This window comes from Streptomyces kaniharaensis, from assembly GCF_009569385.1.
Taxonomy (GTDB): Bacteria; Actinomycetota; Actinomycetes; order Streptomycetales; family Streptomycetaceae; genus Kitasatospora; species Kitasatospora kaniharaensis.
The window spans coordinates 5,015,643-5,030,007 of sequence record NZ_WBOF01000001.1; the positions used below are offsets into that span (position 1 = coordinate 5,015,643).

The 14,365-nt window shown below is 73.4% G+C and carries 12 protein-coding genes; 6 read left to right on the forward strand and 6 right to left on the reverse strand.

All coding sequences use genetic code 11. The annotated features are described in order from the left end of the window. Positions 1 to 21: 21 nt before the first annotated feature. Positions 22 to 933: a diacylglycerol kinase gene (locus F7Q99_RS22535; RefSeq protein ID WP_326846990.1), complete on the reverse strand. Its 912-nt coding sequence runs from the start codon at positions 931 to 933 to the stop codon at positions 22 to 24. Beyond that, positions 930 to 2,552, reverse strand: a complete 1,623-nt coding sequence (locus F7Q99_RS22540) for an FAD-binding oxidoreductase (RefSeq protein ID WP_407697816.1) — start codon at positions 2,550 to 2,552, stop codon at positions 930 to 932. The genes F7Q99_RS22535 and F7Q99_RS22540 overlap by 4 nt, the downstream gene beginning before the upstream one ends. Before the next feature lie 20 nt (positions 2,553 to 2,572). Between F7Q99_RS22540 and F7Q99_RS22545 the strand changes: the two genes are divergently transcribed. Beyond that, the gene (locus tag F7Q99_RS22545) at positions 2,573 to 3,196 is read left to right on the forward strand and encodes a TetR/AcrR family transcriptional regulator (RefSeq protein WP_153464232.1); all 624 of its coding nucleotides are present in this window, start codon (positions 2,573 to 2,575) and stop codon (positions 3,194 to 3,196) included. Further along, positions 3,193 to 4,764, forward strand: coding sequence for a glycerol-3-phosphate dehydrogenase/oxidase (locus F7Q99_RS22550; RefSeq protein WP_153464234.1), 1,572 nt, complete (start codon positions 3,193 to 3,195; stop codon positions 4,762 to 4,764). The genes F7Q99_RS22545 and F7Q99_RS22550 overlap by 4 nt, the downstream gene beginning before the upstream one ends. On the opposite strand, the gene F7Q99_RS22555 is transcribed toward F7Q99_RS22550, so the two are convergent. Both F7Q99_RS22555 and F7Q99_RS22560 read right to left on the reverse strand, forming a co-directional pair. Beyond that, entirely contained in the window at positions 4,761 to 4,943 is a 183-nt protein-coding gene (locus tag F7Q99_RS22555) for a hypothetical protein (protein WP_153464236.1), read from the reverse strand. The two genes, F7Q99_RS22550 and F7Q99_RS22555, sit on opposite strands and share 4 nt — an antisense overlap. Positions 4,944 to 4,961: 18 nt before the next feature. Next, on the reverse strand, positions 4,962 to 5,255 hold the full coding sequence (locus F7Q99_RS22560) for a hypothetical protein (protein WP_153464238.1): 294 nt from the start codon (positions 5,253 to 5,255) through the stop codon (positions 4,962 to 4,964). A 266-nt stretch (positions 5,256 to 5,521) separates the two neighbouring features. On the opposite strand from F7Q99_RS22560, the gene F7Q99_RS22565 reads away from it, so the two are divergent. Next, positions 5,522 to 6,097, forward strand: coding sequence for a TerD family protein (locus F7Q99_RS22565; protein ID WP_326846991.1), 576 nt, complete (start codon positions 5,522 to 5,524; stop codon positions 6,095 to 6,097). 76 nt (positions 6,098 to 6,173) lie between these two features. On the opposite strand, the gene F7Q99_RS22570 is transcribed toward F7Q99_RS22565, so the two are convergent. Next, on the reverse strand, positions 6,174 to 7,406 hold the full coding sequence (locus F7Q99_RS22570) for an FAD binding domain-containing protein (protein ID WP_326846992.1): 1,233 nt from the start codon (positions 7,404 to 7,406) through the stop codon (positions 6,174 to 6,176). Positions 7,407 to 7,606: 200 nt separating this feature from the next. Between F7Q99_RS22570 and F7Q99_RS22575 the strand changes: the two genes are divergently transcribed. From F7Q99_RS22575 to F7Q99_RS22585, 3 genes are all read left to right on the forward strand, one after another. Continuing rightward, positions 7,607 to 9,646 carry an NADPH-dependent 2,4-dienoyl-CoA reductase gene (locus F7Q99_RS22575; protein ID WP_153464240.1) on the forward strand — a complete coding sequence of 680 codons (2,040 nt, stop codon included), beginning with the start codon at positions 7,607 to 7,609 and terminating at the stop codon, positions 9,644 to 9,646. A 49-nt stretch (positions 9,647 to 9,695) separates the two neighbouring features. After that, positions 9,696 to 10,229 carry a PadR family transcriptional regulator gene (locus F7Q99_RS22580; protein WP_153464242.1) on the forward strand — a complete coding sequence of 178 codons (534 nt, stop codon included), beginning with the start codon at positions 9,696 to 9,698 and terminating at the stop codon, positions 10,227 to 10,229. Positions 10,230 to 10,319: 90 nt separating this feature from the next. Then, the gene (locus F7Q99_RS22585; protein ID WP_153464244.1) at positions 10,320 to 11,054 is read left to right on the forward strand and encodes a hypothetical protein; all 735 of its coding nucleotides are present in this window, start codon (positions 10,320 to 10,322) and stop codon (positions 11,052 to 11,054) included. Positions 11,055 to 11,140: 86 nt separating this feature from the next. On the opposite strand, the gene F7Q99_RS22590 is transcribed toward F7Q99_RS22585, so the two are convergent. Beyond that, positions 11,141 to 14,296, reverse strand: a complete 3,156-nt coding sequence (locus F7Q99_RS22590) for a putative bifunctional diguanylate cyclase/phosphodiesterase (protein WP_153464246.1) — start codon at positions 14,294 to 14,296, stop codon at positions 11,141 to 11,143. Positions 14,297 to 14,365: the final 69 nt, after the last annotated feature.

Here is a 14,365-nt window from a genome sequence, read left to right on the forward strand (position 1 = left end):
GGCACCTCCGACGGTCGGCCCCTACGGGACGAGCAGGTGCAGGGCGTTCGGGACGGCGGTGACGTCGATGGGCAGGGGAGCGATGAACTCGCCGTCGGCGTACGACGTGATGCCGGGCGATTCGATCCGCAGCGAGGACGTGCGGTGGGTGGCGACCTCGGGGTGCCGGATGTGCGTGCCCTTGAAGATCGTCGGGAAGAAGCGGGCGATCCGCAGCCGGGGCATGGCGGCGACGAGCGTGACGTCGAGTAGGCCGTCGTCGGGCACGGCGGCCGGGCAGACGAGCATGCCGCCGCCGTAGCTGCGGGTGTTGCCGACGGCGGCGAGGGTGAGGTCGCGTTCGATGACGGTGCCGTCGGCGAGGGTGATGCGGAAGGGCAGGGGGCGGAGGTTGGCGAACTCGGCGAGGATGGCGAGGTTGTAGCGCATCCGGCCGCGCGGCCAGCGCAGGCGGTTGGCGCGGTCGCTGACCAGGGAGTCGAAGCCGGTGGCGAGGACGGAGCCGAACCAGCGATTGGCCCCGTCGGGGCCGGTGATCCGTCCGAGGTCGACCGTCCTGGTCCGCCCGGCGGCGACGACGTCGGCGGCGGCTTCCGGGGCGTCGCGGGGGAGGCCGTACTCGCGGGCGTGGTCGTTGCCGGTGCCGGCGGGGACGACGCCGAGCGGGACGGCGGTGCCGGCGACGGCCTGGAGGGCGAGGTTGATCATGCCGTCGCCGCCGACGACGACCACCGCGTCGACGCCGTCCGCGACGGCCTCGCGGGCGCGGCGGACGGCGTCCGCGGCGGAGCGTCCGGCGTGCGGTTCGACGTCGACGCCGAGGGCCCGCAGCCGGGCGACCGCCCGGCCCGCGGCAGCCCCGGCGTGTCCCGCCCCCGCCGCCGGGTTGGCGAGGACGGCGACCCGGCGAACCGCTCTCGGCCCCCCGGTCACGGGATCAGCTTGCCGGGGTTGAGGATGCCCGCCGGGTCGAGCTCGGCCTTGACGGCGCGCAGGATGCGCACGCCCAACTCGCCGATCTCGTCGGTCATCCAGGGCCGGTGGTCGGCGCCGACGGCGTGGTGGTGGGTGATGGTGCCGCCGGCGGCGACGATGGCGTCGCCGGCCGCGTGCTTGGCGGCGGTCCACCGGGTGAGCGGGTCCTCGCCGAGCGCGGCGACGACGGTGAAGTAGAGCGACGCGCCGGTCGGGTAGACGTGCGAGATGTGGCAGAGGACGAGGGCGCCGGGGAGGGCGGTGGTGAGCGCCTCGGTGACGGCGACCCGCAGGTGGGGCAGCCGGCTCCAGTTGGCGGCCGTCTCCAGGGTCTCGCAGAGCGCGCCCGCGCCGAGCAGCGAGTCCCGCAGGTAGGGCGCGCTGAACCGGCCGTGCTCCCAGGCCCGGGCGGGGGCCTCGCCGAGCGAGGTGCCGCCGGCGGCGAGGAGGACCTCGCGGGTGAGCTGGTGCCGGGCGGCGACCAGGGCGTCCGTGCCCTCGAAGACGGTGACGGCGAGGCAGCCGCTGACGGCGGGGGAGCCGCCGATCTGCTCGGTCATGGCCAGGTTGACCATGGTCTCGGCCTCGTCGGAGAGGCGGATGACGGTCGGCCCGGTGCCCTGCTGCTCGACGGCCCGCAGGGCGGCGGTGCCGGTGGCGAAGTCGGGGAAGCTCCAGGCTTCGTAGGCCTTGACGGCGGGCAGCGGGTGGACGCGGACCCGGACGGCGGTGATCACACCGAGGGTGCCCTCGGAGCCGAGGAAGAGCTCGCGCAGGTCGGGCCCGGCGGCGGAGGCGGGGGCGCGGCCGAGGTCGAGCACGCCGACGGGGGTGACGACGCGCAGGCCGCGCACCATCTCGTCGAAGCGGCCGTGGCCGGCCGAGTCCTGGCCGGAGGAGCGGGTGGCCGCGAAGCCGCCGATGGTGGCGAAGCGGAAGCTCTGCGGGTAGTGGCCGAGTTCGTAGCCGCGGTCGGCGAGCAGGGCCTCCGCGGCCGGGCCGGTGAGGCCGGCGCCGAGGAGGGCCTCGCCGGAGGTCTCGTCGAGGTCGAGCAGCTGGTCGAGGCGGCGCAGGTCGAGCGAGATGACGGCGGTGAGCCCGCCGCGCTCGGGGTCGAGGCCGCCGACGACGCTGGTGCCGCCGCCGAACGGTACGACGGCGATGCGGCGTTCGGCGCAGAGCGCGAGGACGGCGGCGATCTCGTCCTCGCTGCCGGGCAGCACGACGGCGTCGGGCGCGTCCTGCGCTTCGCGGCTGCGGCGGCGCAGCAGGTCGGGGGTGGACTTGCCGCCGGCGCGGGGGAGCCGGTCGGCGTCGGCGGCGCTGACGTGCGCCTCGCCGACGGCGTCCGCGAGCGCCTTGAGGTCGGCGTCGGTCAGCCGGGAGGGGCGGAGCACGACCTCGTCGGCGGTGGGGCCGGGCTCGGCGTCGCCGGTGACGCCGAGGGCGGCGGCGAGCAGTCCCTTGATGTCGGCGGACAGTTCCTTGGCGAGGGCCGGGTCGCCCCAGGCGTCCCACTTCATCGGGGGGAGCGGCAGCGCGGCGCCGGCCGGTCCCGCTTGCGTCTCAGGTGCCATGCGTTACAGTTTCACACATCATGTCAAGTAGTAACGCGGACTCCCCCAGCCTCCAGCAGCCCTCCGCCGCCGGCTCCGAACAGCCGCGCAGCACGGACGACGCGATCCTCGACGCCGCCGCCGGGCTGATCGTCCATCTCGGCGTGCGCCGCACCCAGTTGGCGGAGATCGCGCGCCGCGCCGGGGTGAGCCGGCCGACCGTCTACCGGCGCTGGCCGGACGTGAAGGCGGTGATCGGCGCGCTGCTCACCCGGGAGATCCTCGCCACCCTGGAGGGCGCGGCGCTGGACGTGAGCGACCGCGAGACCTTCGTCGAGCGGGTCGTCGAGGTCGCCGTCCGGTTGCGCGACCACCCGGTGCTCGGCGCGCTGCTGCACTCCGCCGACGCCGACCTCTTCATGGAGTACGTCGTCGAACGGCTCGGCACCAGCCAGCGCGGGCTCCTCGAAGCGCTGCGCATCGGCATCGAACAGGGCCAGGCGAACGGCTCGATCCGGGCCGGGGAGCCGATCGAACTGGCGGCCATGGTGCTGCTGATCGCCCAGTCCACCGTCCAGTCGCACCGCATGGTCGCCTCCGTGCTGCCCGAGGCGGCCTGGCGGTGCGAACTGGCCAGAGCACTGAACGGATACCTCGCGCCATGACGACACCGAACCACGGGGTGATAGCCGGCCCCTTCGCCGGAACGAGTCAGCTGAACGCCGCCAGGCGGCAGCTGGAGCTGGACGCGCTCGCCGCCCGCCCGAAGATCGACCTGCTGGTGATCGGCGGCGGCGTCACGGGCGCCGGGGTGGCCCTGGACGCCGCCACGCGCGGGCTGCGCACGGTGCTCGTCGAGTCCCGCGACCTCGCGTTCGGCACCAGCCGATGGAGCTCCAAGCTGGTGCACGGCGGCCTGCGCTACCTCGCCTCCGGACGGATCGGGGTGGCCCGGGAGAGCGCCCTCGAACGCGGGGTGCTGATGACCCGCACCGCCCCGCACCTGATCCGCGCCCTGCCCCAACTCGTGCCGCTGCTCCCGGGGTTGCTGCGTCCCGGGCAGAGCGCGCTGATCCGTGCGGGCTTCCACGCCGGGGACGCGCTGCGGATGAGCGCGGGCACGCCGGGAGCGCTGCTGCCCCGGGTGCGCCGGATCGACGCCGAGCACACGCGCCGGCTGGTGCCCGGGGTCCGGACGGCGGGCCTGCGCGGCGGGCTGGTCGCGCACGACGGCCAACTCGTGGACGACGTACGGCTGGTGGTGGCGCTGGCCCGTACCGCCGCGCAGTACGGTGCGACGGTGCTGACCCGGGTGCGCGCCGAGGACGTCACCGGCGACTCCGCCCGGCTGACCGACGTGCTGACCGGGGAGTCGCTGACCGTCTCCGCGGGCGCCGTCGTCAACGCCACCGGCGTCTGGGCGGGCGAGGTGGACACGTCCATCCGCCTGCGGCCCAGCCGCGGCACCCACGTGCTGGTCGACGCCGCCGCGCTCGGGCACCCGACCGCCGCGCTCACCGTGCCGGTGCCCGGCTCCGTGAGCCGTTTCGTCTTCGCGCTGCCGCAGCAGCTCGGCCGGGTGGCGATCGGGCTCACCGACGAGGACGCGCCGGGCCCGATCCCGGACGAGCCGGTGCCGACGGACGGCGAGATCACCTTCCTCCTCGACACCGTCAACGCCGCACTGAGCACCGCGCTGACCAGGGCGGACGTGCGCGGCGCGTACGCCGGGCTGCGGCCGCTGATCGACACCGGGGGCGGGAACACCGCGGACATCTCCCGCGAGCACGCGGTGCTGGAGTCGCCGTCCGGGGTGGTCACGGTGGTCGGAGGCAAGCTCACCACCTACCGGCGGATGGCCGAGGACGCGGTGGACGCCGCCGTCCGGCTGCGCGGCCTGCCGGCCCGGGCGTGCTGGACGGCCCGGCTGCCGCTGGTCGGCGCCCCCGGCCACCGGGACAGCCGCCCCGTCCGGGCGGACGGCGTGCCCGGCTCTCTGCTGGCCCGGCACGGCGGCGCGGCCCGGGAGGTACTGGAGGCGGGCGACCTCGCCCCCGTCGTCGAGGGCATCGCCGTGACGCGGGCCGAGATCGCGTACGCCGTCACCCATGAGGGCGCGCTGGACGCGGCGGACGTGCTCCACCGGCGGACCAGGATCGGCCTGGTCGACGAGGACGCCGAGCGGGCGCGGGAGGCCGTCGAGGAGATCGTGGCGGAGCGCCAGAAGGTCTAGCCGTCCAGCGGTTTCAGGTCGGGCGCGACCCAGCTGGTCCGGGCGCGCTCGTCGGCGAGGGTCCCGGGCCGGTAGTGGCGGGTGAGCAGCTCCTTGTCGAGCAGGTCGGGACGGCGCAGGGCAACGCGTCGAAGTCCTCGCCCGCGGTGGCGCGCCGGGCGACCAGCTCGACCGGACAAAGACGTCCGCCCGACTCCTCAGCGGGCCGCCCGCTCCGGCATCGTCCGCGCGGCCCCGCCCACCTCCAGCACGCACGCGAGCGGATGCTCCGCCGCCCCCGTGCGGTCCAGCCGCACCGCGAGTGGGAGCGGCGGGTCCTCGGCGAGCTGCGCGGCCAGCGTCAGCGGGTAGACGCCGTGCCCGTGGATGCGGTGGAAGGCGCACTCCTTGCCGTCCACCAGCAGCTCGGTCTCGGTGATCCAGCCGGACCGGACGTTGACGGTGACCGAGTGCCCGGCCTGGTCGAGGTGGAAGCTGTACCGCCGGCGCATGGGGACCTCCCGCGCGGCCAGCGCCGCCCGGCGGCGCGTGGATCCGTGCTGCCAGTCTAGGTCGGCGACCCGCCCGGGCGCGCGTGCCGGAAGGCGGCTCGAGGAAGGCCGCCACAGAAGCCGCTACGGAAAGCCGCTGGGGAAAGCTGCTGCGGAAGCCCGCGCACCCTGAGGAAGTCCCGGGGCCGGGCCCGACCGCAGATGGATTCTCGTGATCTCTACAGTGTTGTAGATTCGTCCGCAGGGAGAGATCCGAGGAGGGCATTGTGGGAGTTTCGCTGGCCAAGGGCGGCAACGTCTCGCTGAGCAAGGAGGCGCCCGGTCTGAGCGCCGTGATCGTGGGGCTCGGCTGGGACGTGCGCACCACCACCGGGGCCGACTACGACCTGGACGCCAGCGCGCTGCTCTGCAACGCGCTCGGCAAGGTGGTCTCGGACCAGCACTTCGTGTTCTTCAACAACCTGCGCAGCCCGGAGGGTTCGGTCGAGCACAGCGGCGACAACCTGACCGGTGGCGGCGACGGCGACGACGAGCAGATCAAGGTCGACCTGGTCCGGGTGCCGGCCGACGTCGCCAAGGTGGTCTTCCCGGTGTCGATCTACGACGCCGACGCCCGGATGCAGAACTTCGGCCAGGTCCGCAACGCGTTCATCCGGATCGTCAACCAGGCCAACGGCCAGGAGATCGCCCGCTACGACCTCAGCGAGGACGCGTCCACCGAGACCGCGATGGTCTTCGGCGAGCTGTACCGCAACGGCGCCGAGTGGAAGTTCCGCGCCATAGGCCAGGGTTACGCCTCCGGTCTGCGCGGCATCGCGACCGACTACGGCGTCAACGTCTGACGGTCGGGGAGTTCTCACGGGGTTTCGGCGGCCCGCCTGCCCGGCGCGCGTCCAGTGCCTCAGCAGTGCCTGCGCGTCAGGACCTGCGCGTCAGGGCATGGCCGCCGAAACCTCCGCTGCCGGTGAGCTGTTGCTGCCACCAGGCGATCATCCCGGGCTCGTCCATCGTCGACCAGTCCGGCGCGGCGCCGACCTGCGCCCGGCCGAGCCGCCGGCCCAGCTCGACCAACTCCCGCCCCATCGTGACTCGTTCGCGGTCGTACGCGGAGAGCGTGGCCGCCCATGAGCGCCCGGCGCGCCAGGCGTCCTCGAAGGCGTGCGCGTCCTGCAGCGCCTTCACCGCGCCGCTGGTGTTGTGCGGGCGCACGACGGTGGCGGCGTCCCCGGCGAGGAGCAGTCGGCCGGCGGTGCGGCGCGGGGTCGCCAGGTCGTAGATCGGCTGCAGGAACGTCCGCTCGAGCGGGGTCAGGGTGACCAGCGCGGCCCAGTAGGGCGGCAGTTCGCGCTCCGCGAGGGCCTTCAGCTCGTCCGCCCGGCCGTCGTCGAGCGTGCCCGCCGGAATACTGGTCGGGCCGTCGAGGCGCAGCCACGCGGGCGCGGGCGCGTAGAAGACCCAGTTCACCTGCGTACGGCCCGGGGTGACGCCCGGGATGCGGTAGATCACCACCTGGCCGCCCGGGTAGCAGACGGTGGCGCACTCCTGCTCCGGCCACGCCTCGGCCCCGCCGGGCAGTTCGGCCAGCCGCTCGGCGTCGTAGCTGCCGCGCCAGCACACGTACCCCGCGTACTCGGGCAGGGCGTCCGGGCAGACCGCCTCGCGGACCACCGAGCGGTAGCCGTCAGCGCCGATGACGAGGTCGTACGGCTCGCGGGCGCCGGTCGTGTCCGTGATCCACGCGTCGTCCTCGCCGGTGCCGACTGCCGTGACCGTCGTGCCGAGCCGGTACTCGACGTTCCCGGGCATCCGTTCGCGCAGCGCCTGCCAGAGCACGCCCCAGTGGTAGGAGTGGAAGGCGAACGGCTGGGCCCACAGGTGCCGCCCGCGGGCGTCCCCGCCACGGGACGCGTCCCGGGTGATCCAGCGGCGCACGGTGAGGCGGTGGCGGCGGACGTCCTCGGTGACGTGCCCGGCGCCGACGAGTTCGGCGAAGCGGTCGTCGAGGATGCAGATGCCGACGCCGCGGTCCTCTAGCCGGCCCGGGCTGCGTTCGAGCACCACGACCCGCTCGGCGCCCTGCCGGGTTGCAGCCCGCGCGAAGGCGCTGCCGGCGATGCTGCCGCCGACCACGGCGATCGATCCACCCCGCACGTCCGTCCCCTTCCTGACGCGTCACGACGTCGCTGGGAGGAGACGTCGCTAGGACGATACGCCGTCGGGACGGTGGCCGGCGGCTTTCGGTCATACCCGGGTTCCCCGTCCCGGGCGCCTTATGCAACTAGTTGCATAGCCGCACACCCGTCCCCTACCCTGCGGTAACCAAGAGCCCCCCGCCGCCCCAGGAGACGTCGATGAGCGCCACGCCCGGCAGCCCCTACCCCCACCTGCTCAGCCCGCTCGACCTCGGCTTCACCACCCTGCCCAACCGCGTGATCATGGGCTCGATGCACGTCGGCCTGGAGGAGGCCCCCGGCGGCTTCGAGCGGATGGCCGCCTTCTACGCCGAGCGCGCCCGCGGCGGCGTGGGCCTGATCGTCACCGGCGGCATCGCCCCCAACGAGGCCGGACGACCCTGGGAGGGCGGCGCGATGCTCACCACCGAGGCCGAGGCCGACAAGCACCGCGTCATCACCGACGCCGTGCACGCCGCCGGCGGGAAGATCGCCCTGCAGATCCTGCACTTCGGCCGCTACGCCTACCACCGCGACCTCGTCGCCCCCAGCGCGATCCAGGCGCCGATCAGCCCGTTCGTCCCGAACGCTCTCACCAGTGAGCAGGTCGAGCGGACCATCGAGGACTTCGCCCGCTGCGCCGCCCTCGCCCGGCGCGCCGGCTACGACGGTGTCGAGATCATGGGCTCCGAGGGCTACCTGATCAACGAGTTCATCGCCGCCGCCACCAACCACCGCGAGGACGAGTGGGGCGGGCCGTACGAGCAGCGGATGCGCTTCCCCGTCGAGATCGTCCGGCGGGTGCGCGAACGGGTCGGCGAGGACTTCGTCATCGTCTACCGCCTCTCCATGCTCGACCTCGTGCCCGGCGGCTCCACGCTCGACGAGGTCGTGCAGCTCGCCCAGGCCGTCGAGGCCGCCGGCGCGACCATCATCAACACCGGCATCGGCTGGCACGAGGCCCGCATCCCCACCATCGCCACCTCGGTGCCGCGCGGCGGCTTCGCGTGGGTCACCAAGAAGGTGATGGGCACGGTCGGGATCCCGCTCGTCACCACCAACCGCATCAACACCCCCGAAATCGGCGAGCAGTTGCTCGCCGACGGCTACGCCGACCTGGTCTCGATGGCCCGTCCGCTGCTCGCCGACGCCGACTTCGTCGCCAAGGCGAAGGACGGCCGCGCCGAGTCCATCAACACCTGCATCGGCTGCAACCAGGCGTGCCTCGACCACACCTTCAGCCTCCAGATCACCTCCTGCCTGGTCAACCCGCGCGCCTGCCACGAGACCGAACTCGTGCTCTCTCCCACGAAGTCGCGCAAGCGGATCGGCGTCGTCGGGGCCGGGCCGGCCGGGCTCGCGTTCGCCGTCTCCGCCGCCGAACGCGGCCACGACGTCACCCTGTTCGACGCCGCCGCGGCGATCGGCGGGCAGCTGAACATCGCCCGGCGCATCCCGGGCAAGGAGGAGTTCGACGAGACGCTGCGCTACTACCGCACCCGGCTGGGCGAGTTGGCCGTCACCCAGCGCCTCGGCGCCGCGGTGACCGCCGAGCAGCTGACCGCCGAGGGCTTCGACGAGATCGTCCTCGCCACCGGCGTCACGCCGCGAATTCCCTCCGACATCGCGGGCATCGACCACCCCAGCGTGCTCAGCTACCTCGACGTGCTGCGCGACGGTGCGTCCGTCGGCGAGCGCGTCGCCATCCTCGGTGCGGGCGGCATCGGCTTCGACGTCGCCGAGTACCTCACCGACCAGGGCGACGCGGCCAGCCTCAACCCGCCCGCCTTCCAGGCCAAGTGGGGCATCGACCCCGAGTACCGCGAGCGCGGCGGGCTGCGCCGCCCCGAGCCGCCCAAGCCCCCGCGCCAGGTCCACCTGCTCCAGCGCAAGACCACCAAGGTCGGCGCCGGGCTCGGCAAGACCACCGGCTGGATCCACCGCACCGAGCTCAAGCACCGCGGCGTCACCATGGTCGCCGGCGCGACGTACGACCTCATCGACGACGCCGGCCTGCACATCACCGTGGACGGCGAACGGCAGCTGCTGCCCGTCGACACCGTCGTGCTGTGCACCGGCCAGGAGCCGCGCCGCGACCTCGACGCCGACCTGCGCGCCCTCGGCGTCACCCCGCACCTGATCGGCGGCGCGGACGTGGCGGCGGAACTCGACGCCAAGCGGGCCATCAAGCAGGGGACGGAACTGGCCGCGGCGATCTGAGCACCGCGAACGATCCGAGCACGGCGCCGACAGCTCTAGGATCGACGGCATGTCGCTGCCCCACGCCATCCTCACCGCCCTGCTGGAGAAGCCCTCCTCCGGGCTGGAGCTGACCCGGCGGTTCGACAAGTCGATCGGCTTCTTCTGGTCCGCCACCCACCAGCAGATCTACCGCGAGCTGGGCCGGCTGGAGGCCTCCGGACTCATCCGGGCCCTCCCGCAGGCCGGCCCGGCCCGCGGCCAGAAGAAGGAGTACGAGGTGCTGCCCGCCGGCCGCGCCGAACTGGAGCGCTGGACGGCCGACGGCTCCGACCCACGGGCCGTCCGCGAACCGCTGCTGCTGAGGCTGCGCGCCGCCGCGGTCGTCGGCACGGCCGGCCTGGACGCCGAACTCGAACGTCATCTCGCGCTCCACCGTGCGCAGTTGGACGACTATCTGGAGATCGAACGGCGCGACTTCCCGCCCGGGCGGGCGGCCGACGAGAACCGGCTCCAGCACGCCGTGCTGCGGGCCGGGATCGGCCTGGAGGCCTTCTGGGTGGAGTGGCTCACCGAGACCCTGGACACCCTGCCACGGGCCTGACCTGTGCCTTCCCCCTTCCGCGCGCCCCGGGCAGGCCCCGATGGGACACTGGTCACCTGTCCCTGCCCGAACTCTCGACCGGGGGCCAGCATGCTCCACCCGAGGCCTCTCCACGCCCTCACCGCCGCGGCCGTCGCCGCAGCGGTCGCCTTAGGCACGGCCGGCCTCGCCGCCGCTGCCGCACCGGCCCAGGACCTGCCCTCCGCCGACCAGCTCAAGGCGGCCCTGCTCACCGCCGACGACCTCGGCCCCGGCTACACCGCGATCCCCGTCACCAGCAGCCCCACCCCCGGCGAGAACCCATCCCCGGCCAGCGGCTGCGACGCCCTGAGCGCGCTCATCAACGAGCAGGCCGACGCCTTCCCGACACCCGCCACCCCGCACGCGGAGGTCGAACTCGACGGCCCGGACGGCAACCCGATGGTGACCGAATCCCTCACCGCCGAGGACCCGGGCAAGCTCACGAGCGACGTCAACACCGTCACCGACGCGTTCAGGACCTGTCACCAGATCACCTTCGACGCGGGCACCAGCGACTCCGTGACCTTCTCCGTCACCCCCGTCACCCTCGGCGACCGCCAGGACGCCCCCGCCGTCCGCCTCGACGGCACCCTCGACGGCGTCCAGCTCAACGCCTACATCGGCATCGAACGCTTCGGCACCGTCGGCATGGTCTTCGGCTTCTTCCAGCGCGAGGGCTCCTCCTCCCAACTCGCCTCCATGCAGTACCGCACCGCCGTCGCCAAGACCGAACACACCCTCGGCACCACCGCCGGCAGCACCACACCGCCGACCGCCACCCTCACCCCGGGCCTGGCCGTCTGACGGTCGCCCGCCGACAGCCGGCAAGTCGGCCGCGGTCCATGGCGATTGACGCGGGACGTCCATGGCGACTGACGTCGGACGGAGGATCAGGCCGGCTCGTAGGTGGTGTCGCGGACCAGGGTGCGGGCCTGGTCGGGGGTGAGGGGGTGGGCGAAGAGGTAGCCCTGGCCGAGGGGGCAGCCCATGGCGGCGAGGAGGTCGCGCTGCTCGGGCTGCTCGATGCCCTCGGCGATGACCTGGACGCCGAGGGTGTCGGCGATCCGGACGATGCCCTCGACGAGAGCGTACTGCTGCTGGGAGACGCCCAGGCCGTCGATGAACGACTTGTCGATCTTCAGGATCGAGATCGGGAACTCGCGCAGGTAGGAGAGCGAGGAGTAGCCGGTGCCGAAGTCGTCGATGGCGATGCCGACGCCGAGGTCGTCCAGGGTGCGCATGTCGGTGTGGACGCGGTCGTCACGGCGCATCAGCACCGACTCGGTGAGCTCCAGCACGAGAGCGCGCGGGTCGATCCCCGAGACGTCGACGGCGTGGCGCACGACGTCGACGAAGCCGGCGTCGCGGAACTGCCGGGCGGAGACGTTGACGTTGACGCGCAGCGGCGGCCGGCCGGTGGCGGCGCGGACGGCGGAGCTCTCGGCGTGCCAGACGGCGGCCTCCTGTGCGGCGCGCTCCAGCACCCAGGCGCCGAGCGGGACGATCTGGCCGCTCTCCTCCGCGAGGGAGATGAACTCGTCGGGCAGGACCATGCCGCGCCGGTCGTGCGGCCAGCGGACCAGCGCCTCGAAGGCCACCAGATCGCCCGTCCGCAGGTCGACGACCGGCTGGTAGTACAGCTTGAACGCGGACTCGGCGATCGCGGTGTCCAGGTGCTCGTTCAGCTCGTGCCGCTCCACCAGCCCGGTCTGCAGCACCGGCTGGTAGTGGCGCCACTGGCGCCGGCCGGCCGCCTTCGCCGAGTACAGCGCCAGATCGGCGTGGGTGAGCAGTTCGGCCGCGTCCACGCTGTCCTCGGTCGTCGCCACGCCGATGCTCGCCGTCACCCGGACCGAGCCCGCGCCCAGCCGGAACGGTTCGGTGAACACCGCCATCACGCCGGCCGCGATCGCGTCGACGTCGTCCGGGCGCAGCGCGTCCTCCACCAGCACCGCGAACTCGTCGCCGCCGAGCCGGGCCGCAGTGTCCGAGGTGCGCAGGGCGGTGGAGATGCGCAGCGAGACGGCCACCAGCAGCTCGTCACCGACCGTGTGGCCCTGGGTGTCGTTGACCACCTTGAAGTCGTCCAGGTCGATGAAGAGCACCCCGATCACCGCGCCGCTGCGCTCGCCGCGGGACAGCGCGTGGCCCACCCGGTCCTGGAACAGGACGCGGTTGGCGAGGCCGGTGAGCGAGTCGTGGAAGGCCCGGTGGGTGAGCTCGCGCTCCATCCGGCGCTGCTCGGTGACGTCGCGCAGGGTGAGCACCAGGCCGGCCACCGTCGGGTCGCCGCGCAGGTCGTTGTGGCGGACCTCGACCTCGATCGGGGCGCGGTCGTGGCGCAGCAGCCGCCAGTGCTCCCGGGACTGCGGGACCGCCACGGGCGGGTCCGCCGGGCCGCGCATCCGGGCCAGCGCCTTGCCGACGGCGTGGCTCTCCTCGGGCGGGACCAGCTCGGTCAGCAGGGTGCCGTCCAGGCTCGGGTAGCCGAGGACCCGTTCGGCGGAGGAGGAGGCGTAACGGATGGTGTCGTCGGCCTCGAGGATCAGGATGACGTCGCTCGCGCTCTGCACCAGGGTGCGGAAGTACAGCTCGCTGTTGCGGCGGTTGATTTCCTGACTCAGCGTGACGCGTTCGACGGCCAGTGCCGCCTGCGCGGCCAGGATCTCCAGCGAGCCCCACAGGCTGGTCAGTTCCTGCTCGGTGCCGGTGACGACGAGCGCGCCGATCAGCGGGTCGCCGGAGGGGCGCTCGGCGAGGGTGAGCGGGCAGAGCAGCGCGGAGGGCATGCCGTCGAGCCGGGTGGACAGCGCGGTGCCGACGTCCTCGACGGGCAGGAGCCGGGTCTCGCGGTGGGCGGCGAGCGCCAGCACCTCGTCCGAGTCCGGCTCGGCAGGAGCCCCGACGTGACTTCGCGTCGCGCCGCGCTCGGCGTGTCGGATGTGCGGCACGCCACCCTCCGTGACGGCGAGCAGGGCGACGTGCCCGGGCTGGGTGGGCATCAGGGCGGAGGCGGCGGCCTGCACGGCGTCGGCGACCTGCTCGACGGTGACGGCCGCGGTGAGCGAGGCGCCGGCCTCGCGCAGGGCGCGCTCGCGGGCGATGGCCTGGCGGCGGGCCACCACGACGACCGCCAGCCGGGCCAGGACCAGCAGGTACAGCAGCGCCGAGAAGGCGCCGATCACACCCGCGTTGGTGGTGTTGCCGTTCAGCGACTCGATGATCAGGATCGCCGGGGCGATCAGCGAGGCGAGGGTGAGCAGCGCCAGCCGGCCGCGGCCGAGGTCGGGCTGCTGGGTGGGCACCGGCCGGGTCAGCTCCACCATGGACGGGTGCAGCGCGGCGGCGCCCCAGGCGGTGTAGAAGGCGGCCCAGCCGAGCTCGACGGGCGTGCCGATGTGCCAGGTGCCGTGCAGCTGGATCAGCCCGTACAGCACGTCGGAGGTCAGGATGCCGAGGGTGCCGACGGTGAGCAGTTGCAGCGAGCGGCTGTTGCCGCCGCGCGGCGTCAGCAGGCGCAGCAGCAGGGCGAGGACGACGACGTCGCCGAGCGGGTAGGCGATCGAGACGGCCTTCTGGATCCAGGTGAGGGACTGGTCCCGCTCGTACGGGAGGATCAGGTAGATCCAGGAGAGCAGAGCGAGGCCCATGGTGAGGATCATCGCGTCCAGCAGGCCAGCGCGGTCCTGCCGGGCGGTCCGCCAGCGGATGAAGCCGAGCACGCCGGCCGCGTACAGGACGAACTCGGCCAGGTAGAAGCCGTCCGCGACGGACGGGAACGGATTGTCCAGGTGCAGGATCTGGAGCTGGACGGCCTGCACCACCTCACCCGCGGTGAAGCTGAGGTTGGCGAGTGCCAGCAGGTACCAGAACAGCGCGTGGGACGGGCGGTTGAGGCGGACGCCGATCACGATGGCGGCCACGCCGCCCACCCCGATGCCGGTCCACCAGACGATCCGCTGGGCCGGGTTGGTGTAGTAGATGCCGGTGAACAGCACCATCCACAGCAGGTAACAGGCCATCAGGCGTTGTCGCCGGCGAGTCAACGGGGCAACCTCCTCCGCTCCTCCGCGACATCACCCCGCCGGTTTGCGAGGGCGCCTGATGAGGGTACG

What these genes read in the sequence shown, in the direction of transcription:
- F7Q99_RS22560 (WP_153464238.1), bottom strand. Translation starts at nt 5,255, where the DNA reads ATGCGCCGGCGGTACAGCTTCCACCTCGACCAGGCCGGGCACTCGGTC.
- F7Q99_RS22585 (WP_153464244.1), top strand. Translation starts at nt 10,320, where the DNA reads ATGCTCCACCCGAGGCCTCTCCACGCCCTCACCGCCGCGGCCGTCGCC.
- F7Q99_RS22545 (WP_153464232.1), top strand. Translation starts at nt 2,573, where the DNA reads ATGTCAAGTAGTAACGCGGACTCCCCCAGCCTCCAGCAGCCCTCCGCC.
- F7Q99_RS22540 (WP_407697816.1), bottom strand. Translation starts at nt 2,552, where the DNA reads ATGGCACCTGAGACGCAAGCGGGACCGGCCGGCGCCGCGCTGCCGCTC.
- F7Q99_RS22575 (WP_153464240.1), top strand. Translation starts at nt 7,607, where the DNA reads ATGAGCGCCACGCCCGGCAGCCCCTACCCCCACCTGCTCAGCCCGCTC.
- F7Q99_RS22580 (WP_153464242.1), top strand. Translation starts at nt 9,696, where the DNA reads ATGTCGCTGCCCCACGCCATCCTCACCGCCCTGCTGGAGAAGCCCTCC.
- F7Q99_RS22550 (WP_153464234.1), top strand. Translation starts at nt 3,193, where the DNA reads ATGACGACACCGAACCACGGGGTGATAGCCGGCCCCTTCGCCGGAACG.